The sequence below is a fragment of the Paractinoplanes durhamensis genome, assembly GCF_016862175.1.
Lineage (GTDB): Bacteria > Actinomycetota > Actinomycetes > Mycobacteriales > Micromonosporaceae > Actinoplanes > Actinoplanes durhamensis.
In genome coordinates this window covers 1-26324 of sequence record NZ_BOML01000026.1, presented here as the reverse complement: position 1 = coordinate 26324, position 26324 = coordinate 1, and the positions used below count along the sequence as shown (strand labels likewise).

Here is a 26324-nt window from a genome sequence, read left to right as displayed (position 1 = left end):
GATCGTCAGGTTACCTTCCTACTTGGAGAAAAAGTAAGGTAACCGTATGAACGGTGTCAAGGGCCCGCGGCCGGACCACACCCACGCGCTGCTCGGCTACGTCCTCGACGGCCTGCGCAAAGACATGGCCCATGCCATCCGGACGACATCGATGCCGGACCTGCCACCGGTGCTGCGCGACCTGCGCTCATCGCACATCAGGCTGCTGAGCCTGACCCCGGTCGAGGGCATGCGGATCAGCGACCTGGCCGAGGTGGCCAACATGAGCAAGCAGTCCTTGGGCGAGTTCGCCACGGCGCTGGAGAGCGACGGCTTGCTGGAGAGCGTGCGCGACCCGGCCGACAAGCGGGTGCGCATCGTCCGGCCCACGGCGCTGGGCCTGCGGGTGGTCGAGGCGGCCGAGACGTTGATGGCCGAGGTCGAATCAGCCTGGCGCGCCCGCGTCGGCGCCCGCGAATGGGACCGGTTGCGCGCGCTGCTGACCATCGCCGAGGAACGTGGCCCGGGCGCGCATTGACGTCGCGTGCGCTGCTGGACCGCCTGGCCCGCTAGGGCGTGCGGGGCTCAACAGCCGGCGCCCAGGAGGTCCTTGCCCATCGTTACGTCCTTGCCGGTCAGGTTCAGGCGGATGCCGGTGGGGACCAGCTCCACGTTCTTGTAGTGGAGGTTGGTTGGCAGCGCCTGTAGGTCGTATGCGGTGTTGCTCGGCTTCAGCTCGGCGAACACGTCTGCTGCGGGGAACAGCGTGTCGAACATGGCGATCTTCTGGGGAGTTATCTCCAGTTTGTTCGCCTTGATGGTGGGGGTTGCGTAGACCTTTACCGGCATTGTTCGGCCTGCTGAGCCCACCGTTGTCACCGTCAGTAGGCCCTTGTCGGCGCCGTAGGTTGTGGTTGCGCCCTTTGGTTTTGGCAAGGTTGAGTAGGGCTGGACTGTCACGCCGCTTACTACGACCTTTATGCCGCCTTCGTCTACCCGCACCGAGCGGTAGCGGATTCCCGCCGGCAGGGCGGGGAGATCCTGGGTCAGGTCCTCGCTCTTGATCTGGGAGAGGACCAGCTTGGCCAGCAGGTCGCTGGGTGGGCGGTTGGCGCCGAAGATCTGCACTGACCTTGGTTGCATGGTTATTGCGCTGCCGGTCAACTTGGGCTCTACGTAGATCGTCAGCGGGATGTTGATGATCGGTTCTATGCCGAACGACGTGGAGATGCCCAGCAGGCCGTCTCGGGACGAATAGGAAACCGTCTGGCCTGCGAAATCTGTGGGCAGCTGGTTCAGCGGCGTTGTCGACACGCCGGCCAAGGCCACGTGCAGGCCGTCGCTCTCGGGCGTTATCGACTGGTAGTTCAGGCCGGCGGGCAATGAAGGCAACTGCTGTTTGCGTACGCCTCCGGTCATGGAACCCACCTGCTCGGCGGGGAGCGTACGGCCGAAGATGGTCAGGCGTTGTGGGGTTGACGTTATGGTGTGGCCGTTTATGGCCATCTTCAAGTAGAGCTTTGTGCGCACGTTCTTCGCGGCGTCGGGTGGGACCGTCACCTCTATTGCCAGCGATCCGTCCTCGGCCCGGCTGTATTTGGGCACCGGCTGGCCCTTCGGGGGATCGGGCAGGCTGGCGAAGCCGATGGTGATTGCCGCGTCCATGCTGCCGGCCTTGGTGACATTCGGCTCGGGCTGGCTCACGTCGTGCAGGGTGGCGGTGAAGGTGGCGTGTTCCACCCCGCTCACGGTCAGGTCGGGCATGGTCAGCTTGACCTCGGGCAGCCGCCGGTGCAGTAGCAGGGGGAGCAGCGCGCCGGCCCGGACGGTGATCTCCGGGGGCTTGCCGGCGCAGCTCATCTGGGCGGCCATGCGGTCGCGGGCGTAGGAGCTCACCCAGCTGTTCGTGAACGGCATCGGCACGATCAGGAACACCAGGATCAGTGCGAGCAGGCCGCCGAGCGCGATCGTGACCCGTCGCCGACGGCGGTGGGTCGGCCGGTGGGCCCAATTCCGCCACGACCACCAGGGCCGGGCCGGGTTGCCTTCGTCTGCCATCGCTCCTCCGCCAAGAAGAGATCGTCAGAAACTAGAACACGTTCTCATTGGCGGGTAACGATACCTCGAAGTCGGCCCAAGGCAAGGGTGGGCCGGCGCCGAGTGGCGCCGGCCCACCCTTGGTGGGTCAGCTGCAGGTGGCTCCGTTGAGCTTGAAGCCGGTGGGGGCGGCGGCGTTGCCGGTGTGGGTGGCCTGGTAGCCGATGCTGGCCGAGGCTCCGGCCGCCAACGAGCCGTTGTAGCTGGCGTTGGTCGCGGTCACCGTGCCGCTGGTCGGGGCGTACGTGGCGCTCCAGCCGGCGGTGATCGTCTGGCCGGTGGCCAGGGTGAAGACCAGCGACCAGCCGTTGATGGCGGTGGTGCCGGTGTTGGTGATGGTGATGCTGTTGGTCAGGCCGTTGTTCCAGGCGTTGACCGCGTTGGTGACCTTGCAGGCGCCGGTGCCCGCCGTCGGGGCGGTGGTGGGCGCCGTGGTGGGTGACGTGGTGGGCGCCGTCGTCGGCGTCGTGGTGGGTGCGGTGGTGGGTGAAGTGGTCGAGGTGCTGCCGCCGGCGGCGGTGATGATGGCGGTGATGAGGCTCTGCTGGGTCACCGCGTTGGTGCTGCGGTTGAACAGGCCGAAGCCGTGCTGGCCGTTGTAGCCGTTGTCCCAGTAGGCCGTCGCCGCGCCGTACTTCTTGGCCGTGGCCACCAGGGCCTTCGCGTAGTTCGCCCGGTAGGTGTTGTTGGCCGAGTCGTACGTGGTCTTGTCGATCGAGCCGTACTCACCGACGAAGACCGGGTAGCCGCGCGTGACGAAGGTGTCGTACATCTTCTTCAGCATGGTGTCCATGTAGTCTTCCTGGCCCCACGTGGACTTCTTCGCCGCATTTGTCGCGGCCGCGCCCCACTGGGTGATCGTGCCGTCCTCCTGGCCCGCGAAGTCCCACGGGTCGTAGTAGTGGACGGAGATCATGATGCGCTGCTCGGCGCTCGGGATCGTGCTGGACCGGTTCGTGTCGGTGGGCAGCACGAAGCCGTAGTTGCCGGCGGTGTACTCGATGTTCGTGTTCCAGCCGGGGACGAGCAGCCAGCGCGAGGCGTTGGTGCTGCCGGTCTTGCGGACGGTGTCCACGAAGATCTGGTTGTAGGCGTTGATGTTCGAGTAGCAGGCCGAGGTCGGGGTGCCGTACTGCCCGTCGAACTCCTCGTTCATGCTCTCGAAGATCAGATGGTCGTTGTAGCTCGCGAACTTCGTGGCGATCTGCTGCCAGACCGCCGCGTACTTGGCTTTGATCGTGGTCTGGTCGGCCGCGTCGCAGACCAGCCAGGAGCCGGTGATCGACTTGTAGCCGTCGCCGTGCATGTTGATCAGCACGTAGAGGCCCTGGCTGTAGGCGTAGTTGACCACCTCGGCGATGCGGGTCAGCCAGGCCGAATTGACCGTGTAGCCGGGGGCGGCCCCGATGTTGCCCAGGTAGGAGACCGGGATGCGGATCGTCTTGAAGCCCGACGCCTTCACCTGGTTGATGAGGGCCTGCGTGACGACCGGGTTGCCCCACGCCGTCTCGCTGGGGATGCCGTTGGAGTTGGCCTCCAGCTGGTTTCCGAGGTTCCAGCCGGCCCCCATGTCGGCGACCAGCTGAGAGGCGGTCAGCTGGGCGGTGACGTCGGCCGAGGCGGACCTCGCCACGCCGTAGGCGGCTCCGGTCAGGGCCAGGGCGGCGGCAGCGAATCCGAGCCCAGCCTTTCGTACGATCGAACTCATCGATGTTCCTCTCGTTCGGTATCGGGCGCGGTAACCGGCGGTGAATCCGACTCCGTGCCTGCCGAAGAGTGTTCCTACGGCTATCCACACATGTCAATCGAAGCGCTTCGATTGGCAGGGACGGGCTTACAGTTGTCGGATGTCGAAAGTACGGGTGCACAACTTCGCGGTCTCGCTGGACGGGTTCGCCACCGGGGACGAGCAGAGCCTCGAAGCGCCGTTCGGGCACGCCGGCGGGCGGCTCATGGGGTGGTTCATGGGGACCCGCGCGTTCCGGTCGATGAACGGCAAGGACGGCGGGAGCGAGGGCATCGACAACGCGTACGCCGCGGGGTGGGGTCCGGGCATCGGCGCCGAGATCATGGGCCGCAACAAGTTCGGGCCGCAGCGGGGGCCGTGGGAGAACGAGGAGTGGCAGGGCTGGTGGGGTGACAATCCGCCGTTCCACACGCCGGTCTTCGTGCTGACCCATCACCCGCGGCCGACCCTGGAGCTCAAGGGCGGAAACACGTTCCACTTCATCGACGCGACCCCGGCCGAGGCGCTCGCGCAGGCCCGGGAGGCGGCCGGCGGCCTGGACGTCCGCATCGGCGGCGGCCCCGAGACGGTCCGCCAGTTCCTCGCCGCCGACCTGATCGACTACCTGCACGTGGTGCTGGTCCCGATCGTTCTCGGCCGGGGCGTACGCCTCTGGGACGGCCTGGAGAGTCTCGAGGACCGGTTCACGATCGAGTCGGCCACGTCCCCGAGCGGCGTGACCCACGTGACCTTCACGCGGTAGAGAAGGGCGGATCCCAGGAGCGTTCTGGGTGAAGGGAGCGCCCGCAGTGGTCCTCGGTCGCCTCAACGCCGAGTGGCTGCAAGCCCTCAGCTGAGCCGTTCGACGATCGGCGACAGCCCGGCGATCAGCTCGTCGAGCTCGTCCGCACTGAGCACGTCGTAGGCCGGCGCCGCCAACTCGTCGGTGCGGGCCTCGATCCGCTCCCGCAGCTCGCGGCCGGCGTCGGTGAACCCGCCGTCGGCGTTGACCAGGCCGCGGGCCCGAAGCCCGTCGACGACTGCGGCGAGCTGCGACGGCGGCAGGTGGTGGACCCGGCCGAACTCCTCCGCCCGCATCCCGAGGGTGAGCGCGAGAAGCACGTGCGCCTCGGTGCCGCCGATGCCGTGCGCGACCAGGAGAGCGTTGTGGCCGTCCCCGCGGTGCTCCCGCAGCAGCGTGGCCGCATGCCAGACCCGGGCCACCGGATCGGCTGGAATGTCGATCGTCCGGAGCCCGGCATATAGGGGCCGGCCTTCGGTCGGGGCGCTGACCGCGGCCCGGGTGGCGAGGTCGGCGATCCGCGCCAGGCCGGCGACGTCGCCGATCTTCTGCCGGATCGCGTCGGCGCTTCCCCGCTCGCGGATGGCGATCGCCTCCTGCGGGGTGACCTTCCCCCAGACCCACGGGATGTGCCGGGCCACCTCGCCGTCGGCGAAGTTGTAGAAGACCGCGTGCACCACCTCGGCCGGGGCCAGCCCGAGCGGCGCGGCCCGGCCGGCGAAGTAGCCGTCCCAGTAGTTGCGCATGCCGACGGCCAGGAACGCCTCGGTCGGCACCTCGGAGAACGTGACGGTGCCGATCACCTCGATCAGCTCGAACATCCGGTGAATCTTGGTCATGGGGTGCGGCATGGTCGGTGTCTCCCGGTGCTGGTGACGACATCCTCTCTCGACCTGTCTACGAACAAAGCTTCCCGGATACGACAACCCGGGACGACAAACTTCAATAACGGGGGATAGCATACAAAGCCCATAGATCTTGAGGAGTGTCAATGCGGCGAGCTCTGACCCTCGTTCTGCCTGGTCTCCTGCTGTTGGCCGCCTGCGACGGCGGCGGTGGCAGCAGCGGAAACGGGTCGTCGACGGCCTTCGACCCGGCGACCTGCCAGGGTGGCACTCTGACGGTGCTCAACCAGGGCGGCATCACCCATCTCGACCCGGCCCGGCTCTACACCTCGGGCGGCGGCAACATCCCGTCGCTGCTGTTCCGGACGCTGACCACCCGCAACCGGCAGGCCGGCGAGGCGGGCGCGAAACCCGCACCCGACCTGGCCACCGACCTCGGCACCGCGTCGGACGGCGCGAAGACGTGGACGTACAGGTTGCGCGACGACGTCTTCTTCGAGGACGGCACGCCGATCACCTCGGCCGACGTGAAGTACGGCATCGAGCGCTCGTTCGCGCCCGAGCTGCCCGGCGGTGCGCCCTACCTGCGCGACTGGCTGCAGGACGCGGCGAGCTATCAGGGGCCGTACAAGCAGCCCGAGGGCATCAAGGCGATCGAGACGCCGGACGACAAGACGATCATCTTCAAGCTCAGCAAGCCCGAGGGTGACTTCCCGTTCCTGGCCACCGCCACCCAGTTCGCCCCGGTGCCCAAGGCCAAGGACAAGGGCGTGGGATATGAGGCGCATCCGGTCTCCTCGGGTCCGTACCAGGTGGAGTCGTACGAGCCGAAGAAGTCGCTGATCCTGGTGCGCAACACGCACTGGACGACCAAGAGCGACCCGCTGCGCTACGCCTGCCCGGATCGGATCGAGGTCACCGCCGGGCTCGACGGCGCGGTGATCAACCAGCGGCTGACCAGCGGGGCCGGCCAGGACGCCAACGCGGTCACCACCGACGCGGTGGTCGGGCCGGAGCAGCTCGCCCAGCTCGGCAACGGCGGGCCGCTCGACAAGCAGGTGGCCCGCGGCGAGTTCCCGGCCACCTATTACCTGGCGTTCAACACGAAGAAGGCACCCTTCGACAACCAGAAGGTGCGCGAAGCACTCTCGTACGCCATCAATCGCACTTCGGTGGTCAACGCGCTCGGCGGAAGCACCGTGGCCGGCTCGTCGACGACCTTCCTGCCGCCGCAGAAGGCGCTCGGCTACCAGCCCTACGACCCGTTCCCGGCCGGCGACACCGGCGACCCGGCCAAGGCCAAGGCGGTGCTGGCCGAGGCGGGCGTGACCAACCTGACGATCGAGCTGGCCCATGCCAACGACGACAACGACGGGTACGGGCCGAAGGTCGCCGCCGCCGTGCAGGAAGCGTTCAAGCAGGCCGGCGTCACCGTCAAGCTGACCGCGATCGACAGCGCCACCTACCGCGACGTGACCGGCAAGCCGGCCACCGAACCGGCCGCTTCCTTGCAGTATTGGGGTGCCGACTGGCCGTCCGGCGGCCCGTTCCTGATCCCGATCTTCGACGGCCGGCAGATCATCACCGCGGGCGGCAACTTCAACCTCGCGCAGTACAACGACCCCGAGTTCAACGCCGAGATCGACGCGATCAACGCGCTCACCGACCAGTCCACCGCGCAGGCCCGGTGGGGGGCCCTGGACACCAAGATCGGCAAGCTGGCGCTGGTCATTCCGCTCGCGCACGAGAAGGACGTCTTCCTGTTCGGCAAGAACGTCAAGAACGCCGTGCCGGACGGCTGGCGCGGCACCTACGACCTGTCCCGGGTCTCGGTCAAGTGAGGCGGGCGCTGCGGGACCGCGGTTTCCTCTTCGGTGCCGTTGCCGCCCTGCTCATGGTCCTGGTCGCCGCCACCGCACCGCTGCTCGCGGCGGCGGCCGGCCAGGACTACACCACCTACCACGACAACCTGCTCGACTCGGCCCGCGGCGGGGTGCCGCTGGGCCGGTTCGGCGGGATCAGCGGCGACCACTGGCTGGGGGTCGAGCCGGGCACCGGCCGCGACCTGTTCGCCCGGGTCGTCTACGGCGCCCAGGTGTCGCTGGGCGTCGCGATCGGCGCCACCATTCTGGAGGTGCTGATCGGCCTGCTGGTCGGCACCGCGGCCGGGCTCGGCGGCCGCTGGGCCGACACCATCCTGACCCGCCTGGTCGACCTGGTCCTGGCCCTGCCCATCCTGGTCCTGGCCATCTCGCTGCTGGCCATCGTGCCACCCGACTGGCCGCGCCCGCTGCTGCTGGCCACCGTGATCGCGGTGCTCGGCTGGGGCGGCACCGCCCGGATCACCCGCGGCGAGACGCTCACCCTGCGCACCCGCGACTACGTGGCCGCGGCCCGGCTCTCCGGGGCGGGCTGGTTCCGGGTCGCCCGCCGGGAGATCCTGCCCGGCCTGACCGCGCCGGTGCTCACCTACGCCGCCCTGCTGCTGCCGACCAACATGGTGGTCGAGGCCGGGCTGTCCTTCCTCGGCGTCGGGGTGCGCCCGCCGACGCCGTCCTGGGGGCAGATGCTCTCCAGCGCGACGACCTGGTTCCGGGCCGACCCGATGTACGTGTTCATCCCCGGCGGCCTGCTGTTCCTCACCCTGCTGTCGTTCGTGCTGGTCGCCAACGGCCTGCGCCGGGCGCTCGACCCGCGGCAGAGCGAGGTGCTGCGGTGATCGGCTACCTGGTCCGCCGGATCGGCGGCGCGCTGCTCGTCCTGTTCGGCCTGTCGCTGCTGCTCTACGGCCTGTTCTACCTGGCGCCGTCCGACCCGGCCATCCTCACCTGCGGCAAGGGCTGCACACCGGAACGGCTCGCCGAGGTGCGGCACGCGATGGGCGTCGACGACCCGGTCGCCACTCAGTACGCGCACTTCCTGCAGGGCCTGGTCGCGGGCCGCGACTACCCGGCCGGGCCGGCCACCCGGCACTGCCCGGCGCCCTGCCTCGGCTACTCGTTCGAGACCGACCAGCCGGTGACCGCGCTGCTGCTCGACCGGCTGCCGGTCTCGGTGTCCCTCGCCATCGGCGCCGAGGTGCTGTCGCTGGTGGCAGGCATCGGCGCCGGGGCGCTGGCCGGGCTGCGCCGCTACCGCTGGCTCGACCGGGTCGTCAACGGCCTGGTCCTGGCCGGCTACGCCGTACCCGTCTTCCTGGTCGGTCTTCTGCTCTTGTTGATCTTCTGTGTGCAGTTGCAGTGGCTGCCGTTCCCGACCTACGTGCCGATCACCACCGACCCGCTCGCCTGGGCGCAGAACCTGCTGCTGCCGTGGGTCGCGCTCGCGGTCATCCAGACCGCCGCCTACGCCCGGCTCACCCGGGCCGGCATCCAGGAGACCCTGGCCGAGGACCACATCCGCACCGCCCGGGCGTACGGGCTGCCGGAGAGCCGGATCGTCTGGCGGCGGGCCCTGCGTGGCGCCCTGCTGCCGCTGGTCACGCTGACCGCGATCGACCTCGCCGCGATCATGACCAGTGCGGTGCTGACCGAGACCATGTTCGGCCTGCCCGGGGTCGGCCAGCTGCTGGTCGGCGCGGTCAACCAGATCGACCTGCCGGTGGTCGTCGGCGTCACCATGCTCACCGGCGTGCTCATCGTCGCCGCCAACACCGTCGCCGATTTCCTGTACGCCGCCGTCGACCCCCGCGTGGAGCTGCGATGACCGCCTGCACCGAGCGGCACCCAGCCGCACCGAACGACGGCATCGCAGGCGAGGGCCAGAAGGGCATCGCGAAGGAGGCTCAGGGATGACCGCCCTCGCCGTCGAAGATTTGCGGATCCGCTTCGGGGACACGGTCGCCGTCGACGGGCTGTCCTTCGAGCTGCCGGCCGGGGGAGCGCTCGGCATCGTCGGGGAATCCGGCTCGGGCAAGAGTGCCACCGCGCTCGCCCTGCTCGGCCTGCACACCAGCGCCGTCGTCGAGGGCCGGATCAGCTTCGACGGCCTCGACCTGACCACGCTGACCGATCGCCGCTGGCGGGACGTGCGCGGCGCCCGGATCGCGATGGTCTTCCAGGAGCCGCTCACCGCGCTCAGCCCGTTCCACACCATCGGCGACCAGATCGCCGAGGTCTACCGCCTGCACACCGGGGCCAGTCGCCGGGCCGCCCGGGAACGGGCCGTCGAGGTGCTCCGGCAGGTGCACATCCCCGACCCGGCCCGCCGCGCGGCCAGCTATCCGCACCAGTTCTCCGGCGGGATGCGGCAGCGGGCGCTCATCGCGATGGCGTTGTCCTGCCGGCCGCAACTGATCGTCGCCGACGAGCCGACCACCGCCCTCGACGTCACCGTCCAGGCGCAGATCCTCGACCTGCTCGACGAGGTCCGCGAAACGACCGGCACCTCACTGCTGCTGATCAGCCACGACCTCGGCGTGGTGGCCGGTTCGACCGACCGGATCGTGGTGATGCGCCGCGGGGTTTCCGTCGAGCACGGGGCGACCGCCGCTGTGCTCGGTGCGCCGTCCGCCGCGTACACCCGGGAACTTCTCGCCGCCGTGCCGCACGCCAAGCCGCCGCGGACGATCGAGGGTGCGCCGCTGCTGCGGCTCGACGCGGTCCGGAAGCATTTTCCGCAGCCGCGCCGCGGGTCCTGGCGTCGTCCCGAGCCGGTGCGTGCGGTCGACGGCGTCACCCTCGACGTGCGGGCGGGGGAGACGCTCGGCATCGTCGGCGAGTCCGGCACCGGCAAGACCACCCTGGCTCGGGTGATGACCGGCCTGCTCGCGCCGACCGCCGGCACCATCACCCTCGACGGCGCCGACATCACCCGGCGGCGTGGTCGCTCGGTGCAGATGGTCTTCCAGGATCCGATGTCGTCGCTCAACCCCCGGCGTTCGATCGGCGAGAGCATCGCCGATCCCTTGCGCCTTTCAGGTGTACGCGACCCGCGTACCCGCGTCGAAGATCTGCTCGAACGGGTGGGGCTGGCCCGTACGGAGTACGACCGCTACCCGCATCAGCTCTCCGGTGGCATGCGGCAGCGGGTCGGCATCGCCCGCGCGCTCGCCCCGCGTCCGAAACTGATCGTCTGCGACGAGCCGGTGTCCTCGCTCGACGTGACCACCCAGGCCCAGGTGCTCGCCCTGCTCGAGGAGCTCCGTGAGGAGTTCGGCCTGACCATGGTGTTCGTGTCGCACGACCTGGCAGTGTTGCGGCAGATCGCCGACCGGGTGGCGGTGCTCTACGAGGGCCGTATCGTCGAGCTGGGGGACACCGCCGAGGTGTACGCCCAGCCGCAGCACCCGTACACGAAGGAGCTCCTCGCCGCCGTCCCGGTGACCGATCCGGCCGAGGCCCGCCGGCTGCGCGCCCTCCGCCGGACGATCGCCTGATATTGACACTCCCGGGTGCATGGTTGGATCCGGAGCGTGACGGCTGGTTTGATGGGCCTTGAAACGTTGCGGATCGGGTGTGTTGGCGATGACCTTTCTGCGAAGACCGGGCACGATCCTGGCGCTGGTGACGATCGGGCTGGGGCTGAACCTGCGGGCGTCGATACTCCTCGGCCCGCACCTGCACGACAGGTTCGCGGCGAGCCCGGGGTGGTATGTCGCTCTGATCGGACTGCCCGTGCTGGTGGCGGCACTGGTCCGGTTGCCGGTGGGGGTGCTCACCGACCGCTACGGCGTCCGCGTCATGCTTCCCGCCGTCAGCCTGGTCGGAGCGCTGTCGGTGGCCGGCCTCGGACTGGCCCGCTCGCTACCGGCGATAGTGATCGCCGGGGCTTTTGCCGGCGTGGCGAGCTCGTCCTTCGTCGTCGGCGCCGCCCTGGTGGCGCGGATGTTCCCGTACGGCCGGCGTGGCCGGATGCTGGGCATTTTCGGTCTCGGGGTGGCGGTCGCCGTGGCCTGCTCCGCCCTCTCCTGGGCGCTTGACCGCGAGGGTCGGCTCAGTGCCCTGGTGCTCGCGGGGCTTCTGGTGGCCTTCGCCGCGCTGTCCGCGGTGATGATCCGCGAGCCCGCCCCGGCCGGTGGCGCCGGCTCGGTCGTCCGGGAGTGCGCGGCGCTGATCCGGCTCGCCTCGACCTCGTCGGTGACCCTGCTCTACGTCGTCGCGCTCAGCGGCATGGTGTCGATCGCCGTGTTCCTGCCCGTCCACCTGGTCACCACCCTGCACTTCGCCTGGTTCGACGCCCTCGCCGTCACCGGGTCGGTGGTCACCCTGGCGTCGGTCGCGCGACTCGTGGGCGCCTGCTACCCGCGGACCCGGCTGCTGGCGACCTGCTACGGCGTGGCCGCCGGCCTGAGTGTGGTCGTCGCGCTGGCGGCCAGCTCGTACATCCAGGTCGGGGCGATCGCCGGGATCGCCCTGTGCGACGGGGTGGCCGGCGGCGGCCTCCTCGCCCTGATCGGCCGGGCCGCGCCGCCCGGCAGCGCCGGCGCGATCATGGGGGTGACCGGCGCCGCCGGCAGCCTCGGCGCGCTGGTCCCGCCCCTGCTGATCGTCGCGCTGCCGTCGCACGCCGCCGCCTGGAGCCTGCTGGCCGCCGTGCTGGTGGCGGCCGCGCTCTACGTCCGGACCTCCGACCTGCGGGTCGGGCTCGGGCTGCCGGTCCGGTTCCGGCCCGAGCACAGCCCCACCACGACGACCGTGGCCGTCCTCGGCGAACCGGACACCCGGCGCGGTGCGGCCGCCGTCGTGGCCCGGCTCGCCGAGCTGGCCACCAACGATGAGCTGCTCGTCGTCTACGGGGTCGGCGAGCAGCCGGGGCGCGGGCTCAGCGCCGCCGGGCTGGCCGCCGGCCTCCGGGCCCGGCTTCCCCGGCACAGCGTCATCGCCCTGGCGGTGCACGACGACCCGGTGCAGCTCGGCCGGGACGCCCTGCACCTCGTCGAGCATTTCGAAGCCGGCACGCTGACGATCGCGGTCACCCAGGTTCGCGCCCAGGACCGGGTCGCCGCCGACCTCTCGATCTACCTGCAGGCCGACCGGGTCCTCGCGGTCTCCTACGACCCGGCCTCCGGCGCCGAACTATTCGCGGTCCAGTAGATCGTCGCGTACCTGGCGGCGCAGGACCTTGCCGATCTGGCTGCGCGGCAGCTCGTCGGTGACCTCGATCCGGCGCGGCGCCTTGTAACCGGACAACCGCTCCCGCGCCCAGCGCAGCACCGCCTCGGCATCCACCGACGCTCCCTCGGCCGCAACCACCACGGCGACAACCTCTTCTCCGGTACGCTCCGACGGCAGGCCGACCACCGCCACGTCGTCCACGTCCGGGTGCTTGCGCAGGACGTCCTCGACCTCGGACGGGTAGACGTTGAAGCCACCCGTGATGATCAGCTCCTTGATCCGGTCCACGATCGACAGGAAGCCGTCGTCGCTCATCACCGCGATGTCCCCGGTCCGGATCCAGCCGCCCGGCAGCAGCACCGCGGCGGTCTCCTCGGGCAGGTTCCAATAACCGGAGAACACCTGCGGGCCCTGCAACAGCATTTCGCCGGGCTCGCCGAGCGGCATGTCACGGTCCAGGTCGTCGCGGTCGGCGATCCGGACCCGGGTCGACGGGAACGGGACGCCGATCGAACCGGTCCGGCGCCGCTCCGACATCGGGTTGCCGACCGTGATCGGGGAGGTCTCGGTCATCCCGTAGCCCTCGATCAGCAGGCCCGCGGTCAGCGCCTCCCAGGTCTCGACGATCTTCGCCGGCAGCGGCATCGCACCGCTGATCGCATAGCGCACCGAGCTCAGGTCGGCTTTGTGGTCGCGTGCCGCGGTGGCCAGCCGGTCGTACATCGGCGGGACGCCCGGGAAGAACGTCGGCGGGCGCCGCTTCGCCGCGTCCAGGACCATCTTCGCGTCGAAACGCGGGAGCAGGACGATCGTCGCGGCGATCTGCACTGCCGTGGTCAGGCACAGGGTCAGGCCGTACGCATGGAAGAGCGGAAGCACCGCGTAGAAGGTCTCGCCCCCGTCGCGCAGGCCCGGCACCCAGACGCGGCTCTGTTCGGCGTTGGCCGCCAGGTTCTTGTGGGTGAGGATCGCGCCCTTCGGGGTGCCGCTGGTGCCGCCGGTGTATTGCAGGAGGGCGATGTCGTCGACCGCTGGGCCCTTGGTTGTTTCCGCTATCGGCTCTGCCGCGGCGACCAGCGCCTCCCACCGGAGCGCGCCGTCCGGTAACGGGCCGCGCATCTCGGCGCGCATCTTGCGCGCCGGCGGCAGGGGCAGCTTGAGCGCCAGGCGCTTGACCAGCGGCAACGCGGCAGTCAGGTCGACGGCGACGATCGTTGTGACCTTGCCGGCGATCGTGGTGGCCACCTTCTCCCAGCAGATCGCGACCTCCGCGCCGTGATCTTCCAGCTGGTGGGCCAACTCGTCCGCGGTGTAGAGCGGGTTGTGCTCGACCACGACCGCGCCGAGACGCAGTACCGCGTAGAAGGCGACCACGTGCTGGGGGCAGTTCGGCAGGATCAGCGCGACCCGGTCCCCGGGCTTTACCTTCAGCTTCCGCAACGCCTCCGCGGCCCGGGCCACCTGGTCACCGAGCTGGGCGTACGTGGTGGTGGCCCCGAGGAAGTCGAGGGCGATCCGATCGGGGAACCGTTTTATGGAGTTGTGGAGATTCGCGGTCAGCGCCTGCGTCGGGACGGTGATGTCGGCCGGGACACCCTCCGGGTAGGCCGCCAGCCAGGGCCGGTCGTCCGCCATCAGGCCTCCAAACCTACGGTTGCGTAACTTACCTCTCGAACACTAGTGGTGCGGCCGGGCTAGCGTCGCAACGCATGACCCACGGCGCGATCGAGATCACTGCGGAACTGGTCCTCTCGCTGCTCCAAGATCAGCACCCGGACCTTGCTGACCGGCCCATCCGGCTGGGCGCGCGCGGCTGGTCCAACCAGATGTGGCGGCTCGGCGACGACCTGGCCGTCCGGCTGCCCTGGGTGGTCGGCGACGCGGACGCTCAGCTGCGCAAGGAGCATGACCTGCTGCCTTCGCTGGCTTCGCGGCTGCCGTTGCCGATCCCGGTCCCGCAGCGCCTCGGTTCACCGTCCGCGCTGTTCCCCCGGCCCTGGATCGTCACCACCTGGGTGCCCGGCACCCCCGCCGACCTGGCTCCTGTCACGCGGGCGGCCGACTCGGCCCGCCTACTGGCCGCCTTCCTGACGAGTCTGCACCAGCCCGCCCCGATCGGGGCACCGGAAGGCCGTGATCGCGGCGGGCCGCTGGCCGACCGCGCCGACGGCTTCGCCGGCGGGCTGGCTTTGGCCACCGAGCGCGGCCTGATCGCCGACCCCGACGCCGTCGTCGCTGTCTGGCAGGACGCGATCACCGCGCCGCCGTGGGCCGGCCCGCGCCTGTGGCTGCACGCCGACCTGCACCCGGCCAACGTCCTCACCACCGGCGGCACGCTCAGCGGCGTGATCGACTTCGGCGACTGCTGCGCCGGCGACCCGGCCTACGACCTGTCCGCCGCGTGGATCCTGCTCACCGCCGACACCATCGACGACTTCTACGCCGCCTACCGCCCGGTGGCGGACGCCGCCACCCGGCGCCGGGCCCGGGGCTGGGCGATGGCCCGGGCCCTGAGCGGCATGCTGATCGGCGACAACGGCACCCACGGCCGCCCCGGCGGCAAGCCGACGTGGGGCCCACCCGCCCACGCCACCATGCAGCGCCTGATCGCCGGCTCAGGGCGAGGTCATAGCGAGATCCAGTAGCGGCGCTTGGGGCCGATGGGGGTTTCGCGGATGTCTTCGAGTTCGCCGCCGGCCTTTTCGATGATGCGGGCGGACGCTGAGTTCTCCGGGGAGCAGGTCAGCAACACCCGGTCCATGCCGGCCGCGCGCGCCTGGTCGAGGGTCGCGGCCAGCGCCCATGACGCGATGCCGCGCCCGCGGTGACCGGGGCGCACGCTGTATCCGATGTGACCGCCCGCGTCGAGCAGGAGCGGGTGGTCGATGTCGTGCCGCAGTTCGACCGAGCCCAGCACGTCCGCGTTCTCGGTGATCCACCAGTAGGTGGAGTGCGCGACCTGGCCCGGCGGGAGCGGTGCCTGCGGGTCCGCGCAGCTGAGCAGCTTCGCGACCCAAGCGGCGAAGCCCTCCTGGCTGCGCACATCGTCGGTGTCCCGCAGCCCGGACGCGTCCAGGTGGGAGCCCGCGGGCCACTCCGCGTAGGCAGCGAGCCAGGCGTCGCGCAGCCGCACATCGGGACGAGTCAGCTCGAGCCGAGCATCCATTGCGGTCTCCAACAGTCCAAGGGGGACGGTGCCGCCCTGCATCATCGCCGATCCCCGCACTGGCCGGATGCCCCATCCGGCACTCTGGCCGGTGTGGAAGCCGATCCGGCGATAGAAAGATCTCGGAGGCCGAAGACATGCGTCCGTTGGCGATTCGCCATTTGCTGATTTCGCGAACGGGTGAATGCTGGTGAATGTCGGTCGGTGGTCTTCTTGCGGGGCGGTTCTACGCTTCTTTTATGACCAGCCGATCCGTGGTTTCTGCGTATGTGTTGATCACTGTGCCGGCCAAGAATTCCGGGGATCTTGTCAACACGCTTCTTGAGGATTATCCGCAGTTCGTCAAGGAGGCGGAGGCGGTCTACGGCGAAGCCGATGTCATTGCCCGGATCGAGACCACCTCGGTCGAGGAGTTGCATCAGCTTGTCATGGAGAAGATCCAGAAGCTGCCGATCGTCACCGTTACACGCACCTTCATCATCATTCCGAACATGCATCGTGGGCAGGTGGGGTGAGCGTGGGCCCGGCCGTGTTCGCCGTGCTCGGGGCCGCCGGTGGGGCGTCGATAACCGCTACCTGCTCGATGATCATATTTCTGGTCGAGCAGCGGAAGAAGCGGCAGAACGACCATATGAAACGCGCGCTCGAAGGTCACCTCGACCGTTACGAGCGGGTCTTCGTCAGTGCCCGCACGGCGCAGGACGCGTTGCGCAACTATCGGGCGATCAGCGGGAAGGTCACCGACCGGTCCGACCCATTTCTGTTCCAATTGCTGATCATTGCCGAGATCTCCTGTCACGACTACTGCGTGGCGGTGACCTGGAGTCACAATCCGGGCATGCTCTATCTGAGCATCGAACTCGAAAATGAATGCCTCAAGGCGCGCAATCTGATCCACAAATGGCTGGCCGTCCGCCGGCTCCACGCCGGTGATGTCGCCTTCGTGAAGCGGGCGGACGAGGTCGAGGCCATCCCGCTGGCGGCGGTGGCGAAGCTGGGCGCCGGTGACTATCGGGAGCTGCGGATCGAGACCAGACGGCTGGTGCTCGAGGAGGACGGCGAGGCCAAACATTTCGCCCAGATCGACCGATCGCTGTCGAAAGTGATCGTCGAGCTGAAGAAGGTGATGTCGTATTAGTCGAGGCCGGGGGCGGCGCCGGCGTGCGAGCATGACGGCATGAAGAAGGAACTCGGCGACCTGGACAGCGCGCGTGACCGCGCGATCCGTTTCGGCAAGCTTCCCGCGCGCATCCACCCCGACAACGCCGTCGAGACGGTCGCGACCACCGCGCCCGGGGAACGACCGACGTCGGCCTGTTCCGAGGCGCAGAGCCAAGCCCTCCTGGCCGGCGGCTGAAAACGGGGCGGCGGAAAACCGCTGCGGCTCAGCCTAGGGCAGGTTGGCGTGCTCGCCACGCCACGACGATCAAGGCCAGGGCCAGGACCGCCTCGAGGCCCAGGCCGGTGCCGACGCTGAGGGCGTCGCGCAGCGAGAAGTGCTCGAAGTGGCGGACGTGGAAGGCGAAGTGGGTGGCCGCGTAGATCGCGTAGCCGGTCAGCGCGGCCAGGGCGATCGTGCGTTCCAGGACCACGGCCGCGATGACCAGCATGGCCGACAGGGCCAGGCCCAGGCCGCCGACGTCGGAGACCAGGTGCTCGTTGTACGGCGGGTCCAGGCGCACCGTCGGGAAGTCGTCGTAGAACGAGCGTGGGAAAAAATACTGCCACAGGGAGACGAAGGTCTGCAGGCCGGCCAGCAGGAGCAGGCCGGCCCGCAGCCACTTCTTGATCGCGGTTGTCATGCCAGGAGGACTAGCGAGTCCCCCTTTTCGTGACAGGTCAGCGCAAGGAAGCGATGTCGATCACGAAGCGGTAGCGCACGTCCGACGTGAGGACGCGCTCGTAGGCGTCGTTCACCGCGTCGGCGTCGATCACCTCGACCTCGGGGGCGATCCCGCGCTCGGCGCAGAAGTCGAGCATCTCCTGGGTCTCGGCGATGCCGCCGATGCTCGAACCGGCGAACGAGCGCCGGTTGCCGAACAGCGCGAACACCGGCACCGTCAGCGGCTCCGGCGGCGCGCCCACGCTGACCAGCGTGCCGTCGAGGCGGAGCAGGCCGAGGTAGGAGCGCATGTCGATCGGCGCGCTGACCGTGTTGATGATCAGGTCGAACGAGTTCTTCAGCGCCTCGAACGTGGTCAGGTCGCTGGTGGCGTAGTAGTGCGCGGCGCCGAAGCGCTCGCCGTCGGCCTTCTTGCTCAGCGTCTGGGACAGCACGGTGACCTCGGCGCCCATCGCCGCGGCGATCTTGACGGCCATGTGGCCGAGGCCGCCCATGCCGACCACGGCGACCCGCTTGCCGGGCCCGGCATTCCAGTGCGACAGCGGAGAGTACGTCGTGATCCCGGCGCAGAGCAGCGGGGCCGCCGCCTCCTGCGGGATGCTGGTCGGCACCCGCAGCACGAAGTCCTCGTCGACGACCACGTGCGTCGAGTAGCCGCCCTGGGTGACCGTGCCGTCCCGGTCGACACTCGCGTACGTCCCGGTGTTGCCGTCCAGGCAGTACTGCTCGTAGCCGGCCTGGCAGTTGTCGCAGTCGCGGCAGGAGTTGACCATGCAGCCGACCCCGACCCGGTCGCCGACCTTGTGCTTCCCGGCCTCGGCGCCGACCTCGGTGACGTGCCCGACGATCTCGTGGCCGACGGTCAGCGGGTAGGGCACGCTGCCCCACTCGCCGCGCACGGTGTGGATGTCGGAGTGGCAGATGCCGGCGTAGCTGATCTCGATCAGGACATCGCGCGGTCCGAGGTTCCGGCGCTCGACCGTGGTGCGCACGAGCGGCTCGGTGGCGGAGGGCGCGGCGATGGCGTTGACGATGCGGATGATGTCCTCCGATGGCGTACGAATCAGGTGACCTGCGAAGCCATTGTCTCAGGAGGCGCCGAGGATCGCCTGGATGCCGACGACTGCGGCACCCTGGGCCCAGTCTTTGAAGGCCAGCTCGGTGGTGACGATGTCGAGGGTGCAGCGCTGGGCCTCGCCCGGCCCGGGCCGTAGCCGGTCTTCGATGACCGCATTCATGACGGGCGAGCCGGTCAGGGCGGCGACGTCCTCGCCGGCCAGGACGATGCAGGTCGTCTGCAGCGCGCCGGCGAACGTGGCGGCCAGGTGCCCGAGTGCGCGCGACGCGTCGTCGAGCAGGCGGGTGGCGGTGGCGTCGGCGGCGCTGCGGGCCCGGAGCAGATCGTCGAACGTGACCGGCCGGCCGGCCGCCGCCGATGCGCGCCGTTCGAGGTCCTCGCGGTTGAGGTAGGCGGCGGCGCACCCGTGGTGGCCGAGGTCGCAGCGTGGCCCCTGGAGGTCGAGGGGGGAGTGGGCGAGCAGGTGACCGTTGTCGATCAGCGACTCGACGGCGACGCCCTCCCGGACCAGGCCGAACCCGAGGCCGGCCCCGACCGTGATGACCCCGAACGTGGAGTGGCTGCGCCCGGCGCCGAACCACAGCTGCTCGCGGGCCAGCGCGGTGACGTCGTTGGTGACCACGACCGGGAGGCCGGTGCGGTCGGCGAGCGGGGTGGCGAGGTCGACGTCGTGCCAGCCGAGAAAGGTGCCCTCGCGCACGACCGCCCGGTCGGTGACGATGCCGCCGAGGGCGACGCCGATGCCGTCCAGGTGCGGGACCCGGCGGGCCAACCGGCTCACGACCTGGGCGAGCACCCGCACGGTGGCGGCGACCGGGACGGTGCCGTCGGCGTCCGGCTTCGGCAGGGCCGCTCGGGTCGCCGCCTTGACCACGCCGAACAGGTCGCACACCACGGCGTACGCGGTGTCGGCGGTGAGCTTGACGCCGACCACGTGGCGGGCGCCGGGCACCGCGGTCAGGATCTGGCGCGGCCGGCCGACCGCGGTCTCCAACTCGAGGGTCTCGGCCGCCATCCCGCCGTCGACCAGCGCGCGGGCCACCCGGGACATCGACGCGTACGAGAGGTTGAGCCGGTCGCCGAGGTCGCCGCGCGACGCCGGGCCGTGCACGAGGAGGTGCCGGGTGACCGCGAGCTCACCCGGCGACAGGGTGGTTCGTGGGACCGGGCCGACCATCACCATCTGCCCAGTTTACGAGTGGCTCTTGTCACACCGGTTACGGCGGTTTATTTTCAGCCTGATTGAAAATATGTGGCCGCGAAGTTTCCGGTGAAGGAGACACGATGGCACTGACCGCTCCGCTTCCGAAGACCACCAAGGCCCGCGGCCGGCGCGACGACACCCGGCTCGCCCTGCTCTTCATCCTGCCCGCGCTGATCGGCTTCCTGGTCTTCATGGTCTGGCCGACCCTTCGCGGGATCTACCTGAGCTTCACCAAGTTCAACCTGCTGACCCCGCCCGAGTTCAACGGCCTCGACAACTACATCCGGATGGTCCAGGACCCGGTCTTCTGGAACTCGATGAAGGTCACGGTCTACTACGTATTCGTCAACATCGTCCTTCAGACGATGTTCGCGCTGGTCATCGCCGTGATGATGCAGCGGCTCACCAAGCGGACCTGGCTGCGCGGCATCGTGCTCACGCCGTATCTGGTCTCCAACGTGGTCGCCGCGATGGTCTTCCTCTGGATCCTCGACTACCAGCTCGGCATCGGGAACACGGTGATCGCGGCGCTCGGCTTCGACCGGATCCCGTTCCTGTCCTCGGACGCCTGGGTCATCCCCACCATCGCCCTGATCAACGTCTGGCGGCACGTCGGCTACACGGCGCTGCTCATCTTCGCCGGCCTGCAGACGATCCCGGAGACGATGTACGAGGCGGGGCGGATGGACGGCGCCAGCGAACCCCGGATGTTCCGCAGCATCACCGTCCCGCTGCTGCGCCCGGTCCTCGCGCTGGTCCTGATCATCACGGTGGTCGGGTCGTTCCAGGTCTTCGACACGGTCGCGATCGCGACCCGTGGCGGGCCGGTCGACTCGTCCCGGGTGCTGCAGTTCTACATCTACGACGTGGCGTTCGGGCGCTTCCAGTTCGGCTACGCCTCCGCGATGTCGGTGGCCCTGCTGCTGGTGCTCGTGGTCATCACCTTCATCCAGTACCGGGTCACCCGGGCCGACTCGTCCGACCTGAACTGAAGGAGACGGACATGGCCACCACCACCGCCCCTCCCGCCACCACCATCGGCGACTCGATCATCGCCCGGGTCGTCGAACCGCCCGATCCGAAGCGGTTCGGCATCGGCCGCGCGTTCGCCTGGGCCTTCATGATCGTCGTCATCCTGGCCAGCCTGTTCCCCTTCTACTGGATGCTGCGCACCGCCCTGTCCAGCAACAACGCCCTCTACGCCGGGTCCGACAACCTGCTGCCGGTGCAGCCGTCGTGGGGCGGGTTCGAGCGGGTCTTCGGCCTGCAGACCGGTCAGGAGGCGATCGACGCCGGCGGGGCCGGGCAGCCGATCGCGTTCTGGCGCTACCTGCTCAATTCGGTGGTCGTCTCCACCCTGGTCACGGTGGGTCAGGTGTTCTTCTCGGCGATGGCCGCGTACGCCTTTGCCCGTCTGGAGTGGAAGCATCGGGAGAAGTGGTTCGCGTTCTTCCTGGGCGGGTTGATGATCCCGGCCATCTTCACGCTGCTCCCCAATTTCGTACTCATCAAGCAGTTGGGTCTGGTCGACACCCTGCTCGGCATCGCCCTGCCGAGCATGCTGATGACCCCGTTCGCGGTGTTTTTCCTGCGGCAGTTCTTCCTCGGCATCTCCAAGGAGGTGGAGGAGGCGGCACTGATCGACGGCGCGTCGAAGATCCGGGTGTTCTTCCGGCTGATTCTGCCGATGTCCACCGCGCCGATCGCCACGCTCGGGATCCTCACCTACATCTCGTCGTGGAACGAGTATTTCTGGGCGCTGATGGTCAGCTACACCGACAAATCGCGAGTGCTCACCGTGGCGCTGGGCGTCTTCAAGTCGCAGACCCCGCAGACCGGGCCGGACTGGGCCGGGCTGATGGCCGCGACGCTGGTCGCCGCGCTGCCGATGCTGCTGCTGTTCATCGTCTTCGCCAAACGCATCGTCAATTCCATCGGCTTCAGCGGCATCAAGTGAGGAGGGTCGGCATGTTCCGGAAACTCAAGATGGGCGCGACTGCCCTGACGGTCGGCCTGCTCGCGGCCGCCTGCGGGAGCGGCGGAACCGGTGGAAAGAACGGCGTGATCGAGTACTGGCTGTGGGACTCCGGGCAGCAGCCGGGTTACCAGAAGTGCGCCGACGAATTCGCCAAGGAGAACCCGGGCCTGTCGGTGCACATCTCGCAGTACGGCTGGGATTCCTACTGGTCGAAGCTGACCGCCGGTTTCATCGCCGACACCGCGCCCGACGTGTTCACCGATCACCTGGCGAAATACGCGCAGTTCGTCGATCTGAAGGTGCTGCGGCCGCTGGACGATCTCGCGCCGACCGCCGACCTTCAGGACGGCGATTACCAGGCCGGCCTGGCCGCGCTGTGGAAGGGGCAGGACGGCAAGCGCTACGGCGCGCCGAAGGACTGGGACACCATCGCCATCTTCTACGACAACGCCGCGCTCAAGGCGGCCGGTGTCGACCCGGCGACCCTGCAGGACCTGCGATGGAATCCGCAGGACGGCGGCAGCTTCGAGAAGCTGGTCGCCCATCTGACGATCGACGACAAGGGGGTCCGCGGTGACGAGCCCGGCTTCGACCGCGACCATGTGAAGGTGCACGGGCTGAGCTCGGAGGGTTCGGGCGGGGCGGGCTGGGGGCAGACCCAGTGGTCGGCGTTCGCGGCGAGCGCGGGCTGGCAGGCCACCGACAAGAATCCGTGGGGGACCAGGTTCAATTTGGACCAACCGGCCTTGCAGGACACCTTGAGCTGGTATTACGGGTTGGTGCGCAAGGGCTACATGGCCAGCTACTCCGAGATCGGCGGGGCCAACGCGATCGGCACCGACAAGCAGATCCAGTCCGGCACCGCGGCCATGGGCCTCAGCGGCTCGTGGATGATCTCGACGTTCACCAAGCTGACCGACGCGACCGGCAAGAAGCTCGACATCGGCCTCGCGCCGACGCCGATCGGCCCGAGCGGCAAGCGGGCGTCGATGTTCAACGGCCTCGCCGACTCGGTCACCACGCTGTCGAAGCAGCCGGAGAACGCGGCCAAGTGGGTGAAGTTCATGTCCGGTGAGAAGTGCCAGGACATCATCGGGGAGTCCGGGGTGGTCTTCCCGGCCCGGCCGGCCGCGACCGAGCTCGCCGTCGCCTTCAACAAGAAGGACCGCAACCTCGACGTCACCCCGTTCACCCAGCAGGTCACCGACAAGACGACGTTCCTGTTCCCGGTGATGACCAACGCCGCCGACATCCTCGCGCTGATGAACCCCCGGATGGACGCGGTCTACATCGGCAGTGCGCCGGTCTCCTCGCTGACCGGCCTCAACAACCAGCTCAACGACCTCTTCAAGGTGGCTCAGTAGATGTTGTCGATCGAGGTTCCGGTCCATTGGCGCGCCGACGGTGTCAGCCTGGTGCTCGACTGCGCCGGCCCGCTCCTGCCCCGGGTCCTGCACTGGGGTGCCGACCTCGGTGCCTGCTCGGAGGCGGAGCTGGCCGGCCTGGCCCTGGCCGCCATCCCGCAGCAGGTCTCCAACAACATCGACGAGGTGGTGCCGGTCAGCGTGCTGCCCGAGCAGTCGGTCGGCTGGCTCGGCACGCCCGGGCTGACCGGCCACCGCGACGGTGCCGCGTTCTCCACCGCCTTCACCCTCGAGCAGCTGGCGCTCGAGGGTGACCGGCACCGCCTCGACGCGACCGCCCGGGACGCCGCGGCGGGGCTGTCACTGCGGCTGGAGCTGGAGATGACCGCGTCGGGCCTGCTGCGGCAGCGGGTCACGCTGACCAACGACGACCCGGGCTCGACCTTCACGCTCGACGGGGTGCTGCTGACTCTGCCGGTGCCGACCGAGGCGGCCGAGCTGCTCGACTTCACCGGCCGGCACCTGCGCGAACGCACCCCGCAACGGATGCCGTTCACGGTCGGCACCCGGCTGCGGGACAACCGGCGTGGCCGGACCGGCGCGGACGCCTCGATCGTCCTCGCCGCCGGCACCGCCGGTTTCGGCTTCGCCACCGGCGAGGTCTGGGGCGTGCACGTCGCGTGGAGCGGCAACCACCGCACCCTCGCCGAACGAACCTCGACCGGGGTGTCGCTGCTCGGCGGCGGCGAACTCCTGCTGGCCGGCGAGGTCCGGCTGGCACCGGGCGAAAAATATCAAAGCCCTTGGCTGTACGGCTCGTACGGGCACGGTCTCGACGAGCTGTCCGGGCGGTTCCACCGCTACCTGCGCGGCCGCCCGCAGCACCCCCGCTCGCCCCGCCCGGTGATCATCAACACCTGGGAGGCGGTCTACTTCAACCACGACCTGGCCAAGCTCACCGCCCTCGCCGACGTGGCCGCGGCGGCCGGCGTCGAACGGTTCGTCCTCGACGACGGCTGGTTCCGGCACCGCCGCGACGACCACGCCGGCCTCGGCGACTGGTATGTCGACGAGACGGTCTGGCCCAAGGGCCTGCACCCGCTCGTCGACCACGTGCGCGAACGCGGCATGCAGTTCGGGCTGTGGGTCGAGCCGGAGATGGTCAACCCCGACTCCGACCTGGCCCGGGCCCACCCCGAATGGATCATGGCGACCGGGGGCCGGCTGCCACCCGAGTCCCGCCACCAGCAGGTGCTCGACCTCGGCCACGACGAGGCGTACGCGTACCTCCTGGAACGGCTCGACGCGCTGCTGAGCGAGTACGCCATCGGCTACCTCAAGTGGGACCACAACCGGGACCTGATCGACGCCGGGCACTCGCCGCGCGGCGAAGCCGGGGTGCATGTGCAGACGCTGCGGCTCTACCGCCTGCTGGACGAGCTGCGGGCCCGGCACCCGGGCGTGGAGATCGAGAGCTGCTCGTCCGGCGGCTCCCGGGTCGACCTCGGCGTCCTCGAACGCACCGACCGGGTCTGGTCCAGCGACTGCAACGACGCCCTCGAACGGCAGCTCATCCAGCGCTGGACCGGCACGCTGCTGCCGCCGGAGATGATCGGCGCGCACGTCGGGCCGACCGTCTCGCACACCACCGGCCGGGTGCACACCCTCGACTACCGGGCCGGGACGGCGCTGTTCGGCCACTTCGGCATCGAATGGGACATCACCGAGGCGAGCCCGGCCGACCGGGACCGGCTGGCCGCCTGGATCCGGCTCTACAAGGACATCCGCGGCCTGCTGCACAGCGGCACCGTGGTCCGCGCCGATCACCCGGACCCGGCGCTGTGGGTGCACGGCGTGGTCGCCACCGACCGCTCGGCGGCGATCTATGCCCTCACCACCGTGGCGACCGGGGTGTGGTCGCCGCCCGGCCGGGTGCGGCTGCCCGGCCTCGACCCGGACGCCACCTACCGGATCGAGCCGCTCGCGCCGGCCGACGAGGCGCAGGGCGCGACTCAATATCCGCTGCCCTGGTGGGCCGGCGGCGCCGAGCTCAGCGGCCGGATGCTGGCCGTCACCGGCGTGCAGGCACCGGTGCTGTTCCCCGAGCGGCTGGTCCTAATTCGGGTGACCCGGCAGTGACCCCGGCCTAGGCTGCCGCGATGAGCAGCCGACTGTTCGCCCTCAGCTTCGACGCGAGCCGCCCGGCCGAGCTGGCCCGCTTCTGGTCCGGCATCCTCGGCTGGGAGATCGTCGGCGGGGACGCCCTGCAGCCCGCCGACGACACCGGCTTCCACCTGGTGTTCCGGCCGTCTTCCTCGCCGAAGACCCTCCCGAATTGGATCCACTTTGACCTGACCAGCCGGTCCCTCGGCCAGCAGCAGGAGACGGTGGCCCGGGCGCTGGAGCTGGGCGGCCGGCACCACGACGTCGGCCAGCTTCCCGAAGAGCTGCACGTCGTGCTCGCCGACCCGGAGGGCAACGAGTTCTGCGTGGTCGAGCCGGGCAACAGCTTCCTGGCCGGCTGCGGGTTCATCGGCGCGCTGAGCTCCGACGGTTCCCGGGAGGTCGGCTATTTCTGGAGCGAGGCGCTCGGCTGGCCGCTGGTCTGGGACCAGGACGAGGAGACCGCGATCCGCTCCCCGCACGGCGGCCCGAAGATCAGCTGGGGCGGCCCGCCGTACAATCCGAAGCCCGCCCGCGCCCGCCTGCGCTACGAGCTGCTCCCCGACGGCGACCCCCAGACCGAGCTGGACCGCCTGCTCAAGCTGGGCGCGACACTGCTGGACGCCCCGGCCGGCCGACTGGCCGACCCGGACGGCAACGAATTCCACCTGCTGCCGCAGCCCACCAGGCCTTTCTGACCACTCTGCTTTGCGCACATATACGCGCTGCTCTGCGTACCTCCACGCGCCGGCTCATCCTTGCCCTGCGTACCTCCAGGCGCGCGCGTCCGAGCGGCGTATGGGTAAGCGGAGCAAAGGGCCGAGAAACGCCTGGTAGGCGCCCACCCCGCGGCGGGCGGCTCTGGGACAGGGATTGTTTCGCGGGCGTCGGTGGCGCGGCCTATCGGTAGTCGGCCGCTGACGTGGTCGCCACGCATCGTTCGGGCGTCGGGTCGGCGCCGCCGGCGAGCTCGGCCCGCCACCTTTTCCTTGATGTCGGGGTCTCAAATCCTGTTCGAGGCCCC

Annotated in this window: 24 protein-coding genes; 16 read left to right on the top strand and 8 right to left on the bottom strand. The window is 69.5% G+C overall.

All coding sequences use genetic code 11. From position 1 onward, the window contains the following. The first annotated feature begins 46 nt into the window (after positions 1-46). On the top strand, positions 47-517 hold the full coding sequence (locus tag Adu01nite_RS15525; protein ID WP_203727555.1) for a MarR family winged helix-turn-helix transcriptional regulator: 471 nt from the start codon (positions 47-49) through the stop codon (positions 515-517). Positions 518-564: 47 nt separating this feature from the next. Here Adu01nite_RS15525 and Adu01nite_RS15520 read toward each other — a convergent pair whose 3' ends face one another. Together Adu01nite_RS15520 and Adu01nite_RS15515 are read right to left on the bottom strand one after the other, a co-directional pair. Beyond that, positions 565-2037, bottom strand: a complete 1473-nt coding sequence (locus tag Adu01nite_RS15520; RefSeq protein WP_203727554.1) for an LmeA family phospholipid-binding protein — start codon at positions 2035-2037, stop codon at positions 565-567. Positions 2038-2164: 127 nt separating this feature from the next. Further along, positions 2165-3784 carry a cellulase family glycosylhydrolase gene (locus Adu01nite_RS15515; RefSeq protein ID WP_203727553.1) on the bottom strand — a complete coding sequence of 540 codons (1620 nt, stop codon included), beginning with the start codon at positions 3782-3784 and terminating at the stop codon, positions 2165-2167. Between the two features lie 139 nt (positions 3785-3923). Between Adu01nite_RS15515 and Adu01nite_RS15510 the strand changes: the two genes are divergently transcribed. Then, entirely contained in the window at positions 3924-4565 is a 642-nt protein-coding gene (locus Adu01nite_RS15510) for a dihydrofolate reductase family protein (protein WP_203727552.1), read from the top strand. A gap of 86 nt (positions 4566-4651) precedes the next feature. Here the strand turns inward: Adu01nite_RS15510 and Adu01nite_RS15505 are convergent, their stop codons facing one another. Then, a complete protein-coding gene (locus tag Adu01nite_RS15505) occupies positions 4652-5443 on the bottom strand; it encodes a MarR family winged helix-turn-helix transcriptional regulator (RefSeq protein WP_239132439.1) in 792 nt (263 codons plus the stop codon). A gap of 152 nt (positions 5444-5595) precedes the next feature. Here Adu01nite_RS15505 and Adu01nite_RS15500 point away from each other — a divergent pair, with 152 nt between their 5' ends. From Adu01nite_RS15500 to Adu01nite_RS15480, 5 genes are all read left to right on the top strand, one after another. Next, positions 5596-7290 (top strand): ABC transporter substrate-binding protein, encoded by a 1695-nt coding sequence (locus Adu01nite_RS15500; RefSeq protein WP_203727550.1) that lies wholly within the window; start codon positions 5596-5598, stop codon positions 7288-7290. Next, complete coding sequence (locus Adu01nite_RS15495) at positions 7287-8168, top strand: ABC transporter permease (protein ID WP_239132438.1); 882 nt, start codon at positions 7287-7289, stop codon at positions 8166-8168. The genes Adu01nite_RS15500 and Adu01nite_RS15495 overlap by 4 nt, the downstream gene beginning before the upstream one ends. Further along, positions 8165-9154, top strand: coding sequence for an ABC transporter permease (locus Adu01nite_RS15490; protein ID WP_203727549.1), 990 nt, complete (start codon positions 8165-8167; stop codon positions 9152-9154). The genes Adu01nite_RS15495 and Adu01nite_RS15490 overlap by 4 nt, the downstream gene beginning before the upstream one ends. Before the next feature lie 85 nt (positions 9155-9239). After that, positions 9240-10826 carry a dipeptide ABC transporter ATP-binding protein gene (locus Adu01nite_RS15485; RefSeq protein WP_203727548.1) on the top strand — a complete coding sequence of 529 codons (1587 nt, stop codon included), beginning with the start codon at positions 9240-9242 and terminating at the stop codon, positions 10824-10826. An 88-nt stretch (positions 10827-10914) separates the two neighbouring features. Further along, complete coding sequence (locus Adu01nite_RS15480) at positions 10915-12483, top strand: MFS transporter (protein WP_203727547.1); 1569 nt, start codon at positions 10915-10917, stop codon at positions 12481-12483. Here Adu01nite_RS15480 and Adu01nite_RS15475 read toward each other — a convergent pair. After that, positions 12466-14139, bottom strand: a complete 1674-nt coding sequence (locus Adu01nite_RS15475; protein ID WP_203727546.1) for a long-chain-fatty-acid--CoA ligase — start codon at positions 14137-14139, stop codon at positions 12466-12468. The genes Adu01nite_RS15480 and Adu01nite_RS15475 overlap by 18 nt on opposite strands. A gap of 74 nt (positions 14140-14213) precedes the next feature. Between Adu01nite_RS15475 and Adu01nite_RS15470 the strand changes: the two genes are divergently transcribed. Further along, entirely contained in the window at positions 14214-15149 is a 936-nt protein-coding gene (locus Adu01nite_RS15470; RefSeq protein WP_203727545.1) for an aminoglycoside phosphotransferase family protein, read from the top strand. Here the strand turns inward: Adu01nite_RS15470 and Adu01nite_RS15465 are convergent. Further along, positions 15131-15670, bottom strand: a complete 540-nt coding sequence (locus tag Adu01nite_RS15465) for a GNAT family N-acetyltransferase (RefSeq protein WP_203727544.1) — start codon at positions 15668-15670, stop codon at positions 15131-15133. The two genes, Adu01nite_RS15470 and Adu01nite_RS15465, sit on opposite strands and share 19 nt — an antisense overlap. 239 nt (positions 15671-15909) lie before the next feature. On the opposite strand from Adu01nite_RS15465, the gene Adu01nite_RS15460 reads away from it, so the two are divergent. The 3 genes from Adu01nite_RS15460 to Adu01nite_RS15450 are packed head-to-tail and all read left to right on the top strand — an operon-like array spanning position 15910 to position 17027. After that, a complete protein-coding gene (locus Adu01nite_RS15460; protein ID WP_203727543.1) occupies positions 15910-16185 on the top strand; it encodes an Lrp/AsnC ligand binding domain-containing protein in 276 nt (91 codons plus the stop codon). A 2-nt stretch (positions 16186-16187) separates the two neighbouring features. Beyond that, positions 16188-16808: a hypothetical protein gene (locus tag Adu01nite_RS15455; RefSeq protein ID WP_203727542.1), complete on the top strand. Its 621-nt coding sequence runs from the start codon at positions 16188-16190 to the stop codon at positions 16806-16808. Positions 16809-16847: 39 nt separating this feature from the next. Further along, positions 16848-17027, top strand: a complete 180-nt coding sequence (locus Adu01nite_RS15450; protein ID WP_203727541.1) for a hypothetical protein — start codon at positions 16848-16850, stop codon at positions 17025-17027. A gap of 28 nt (positions 17028-17055) precedes the next feature. Here the strand turns inward: Adu01nite_RS15450 and Adu01nite_RS15445 are convergent, their stop codons facing one another. From Adu01nite_RS15445 to Adu01nite_RS15435, 3 genes are read right to left on the bottom strand one after another with little or no spacing between them, the layout of a single operon-like run. Continuing rightward, positions 17056-17472, bottom strand: a complete 417-nt coding sequence (locus tag Adu01nite_RS15445; protein ID WP_203727540.1) for a hypothetical protein — start codon at positions 17470-17472, stop codon at positions 17056-17058. A 37-nt stretch (positions 17473-17509) separates the two neighbouring features. After that, complete coding sequence (locus Adu01nite_RS15440) at positions 17510-18553, bottom strand: NAD(P)-dependent alcohol dehydrogenase (protein ID WP_203727592.1); 1044 nt, start codon at positions 18551-18553, stop codon at positions 17510-17512. 48 nt (positions 18554-18601) lie between these two features. Next, positions 18602-19774 carry an ROK family transcriptional regulator gene (locus Adu01nite_RS15435; RefSeq protein ID WP_203727539.1) on the bottom strand — a complete coding sequence of 391 codons (1173 nt, stop codon included), beginning with the start codon at positions 19772-19774 and terminating at the stop codon, positions 18602-18604. A gap of 101 nt (positions 19775-19875) precedes the next feature. Here Adu01nite_RS15435 and Adu01nite_RS15430 point away from each other — a divergent pair, with 101 nt between their 5' ends. From Adu01nite_RS15430 to Adu01nite_RS15410, 5 genes are read left to right on the top strand one after another with little or no spacing between them, the layout of a single operon-like run. Next, positions 19876-20787 (top strand): carbohydrate ABC transporter permease, encoded by a 912-nt coding sequence (locus Adu01nite_RS15430; RefSeq protein ID WP_203727538.1) that lies wholly within the window; start codon positions 19876-19878, stop codon positions 20785-20787. An 11-nt stretch (positions 20788-20798) separates the two neighbouring features. Further along, positions 20799-21752 carry a carbohydrate ABC transporter permease gene (locus tag Adu01nite_RS15425; RefSeq protein WP_239132437.1) on the top strand — a complete coding sequence of 318 codons (954 nt, stop codon included), beginning with the start codon at positions 20799-20801 and terminating at the stop codon, positions 21750-21752. 11 nt (positions 21753-21763) lie between these two features. Further along, positions 21764-23137: an ABC transporter substrate-binding protein gene (locus Adu01nite_RS15420; RefSeq protein ID WP_203727537.1), complete on the top strand. Its 1374-nt coding sequence runs from the start codon at positions 21764-21766 to the stop codon at positions 23135-23137. Beyond that, positions 23138-25276: an alpha-galactosidase gene (locus Adu01nite_RS15415; RefSeq protein ID WP_203727536.1), complete on the top strand. Its 2139-nt coding sequence runs from the start codon at positions 23138-23140 to the stop codon at positions 25274-25276. A 20-nt stretch (positions 25277-25296) separates the two neighbouring features. Beyond that, positions 25297-25998: a VOC family protein gene (locus Adu01nite_RS15410; protein ID WP_203727535.1), complete on the top strand. Its 702-nt coding sequence runs from the start codon at positions 25297-25299 to the stop codon at positions 25996-25998. The last annotated feature ends 326 nt before the right edge of the window (positions 25999-26324 follow it).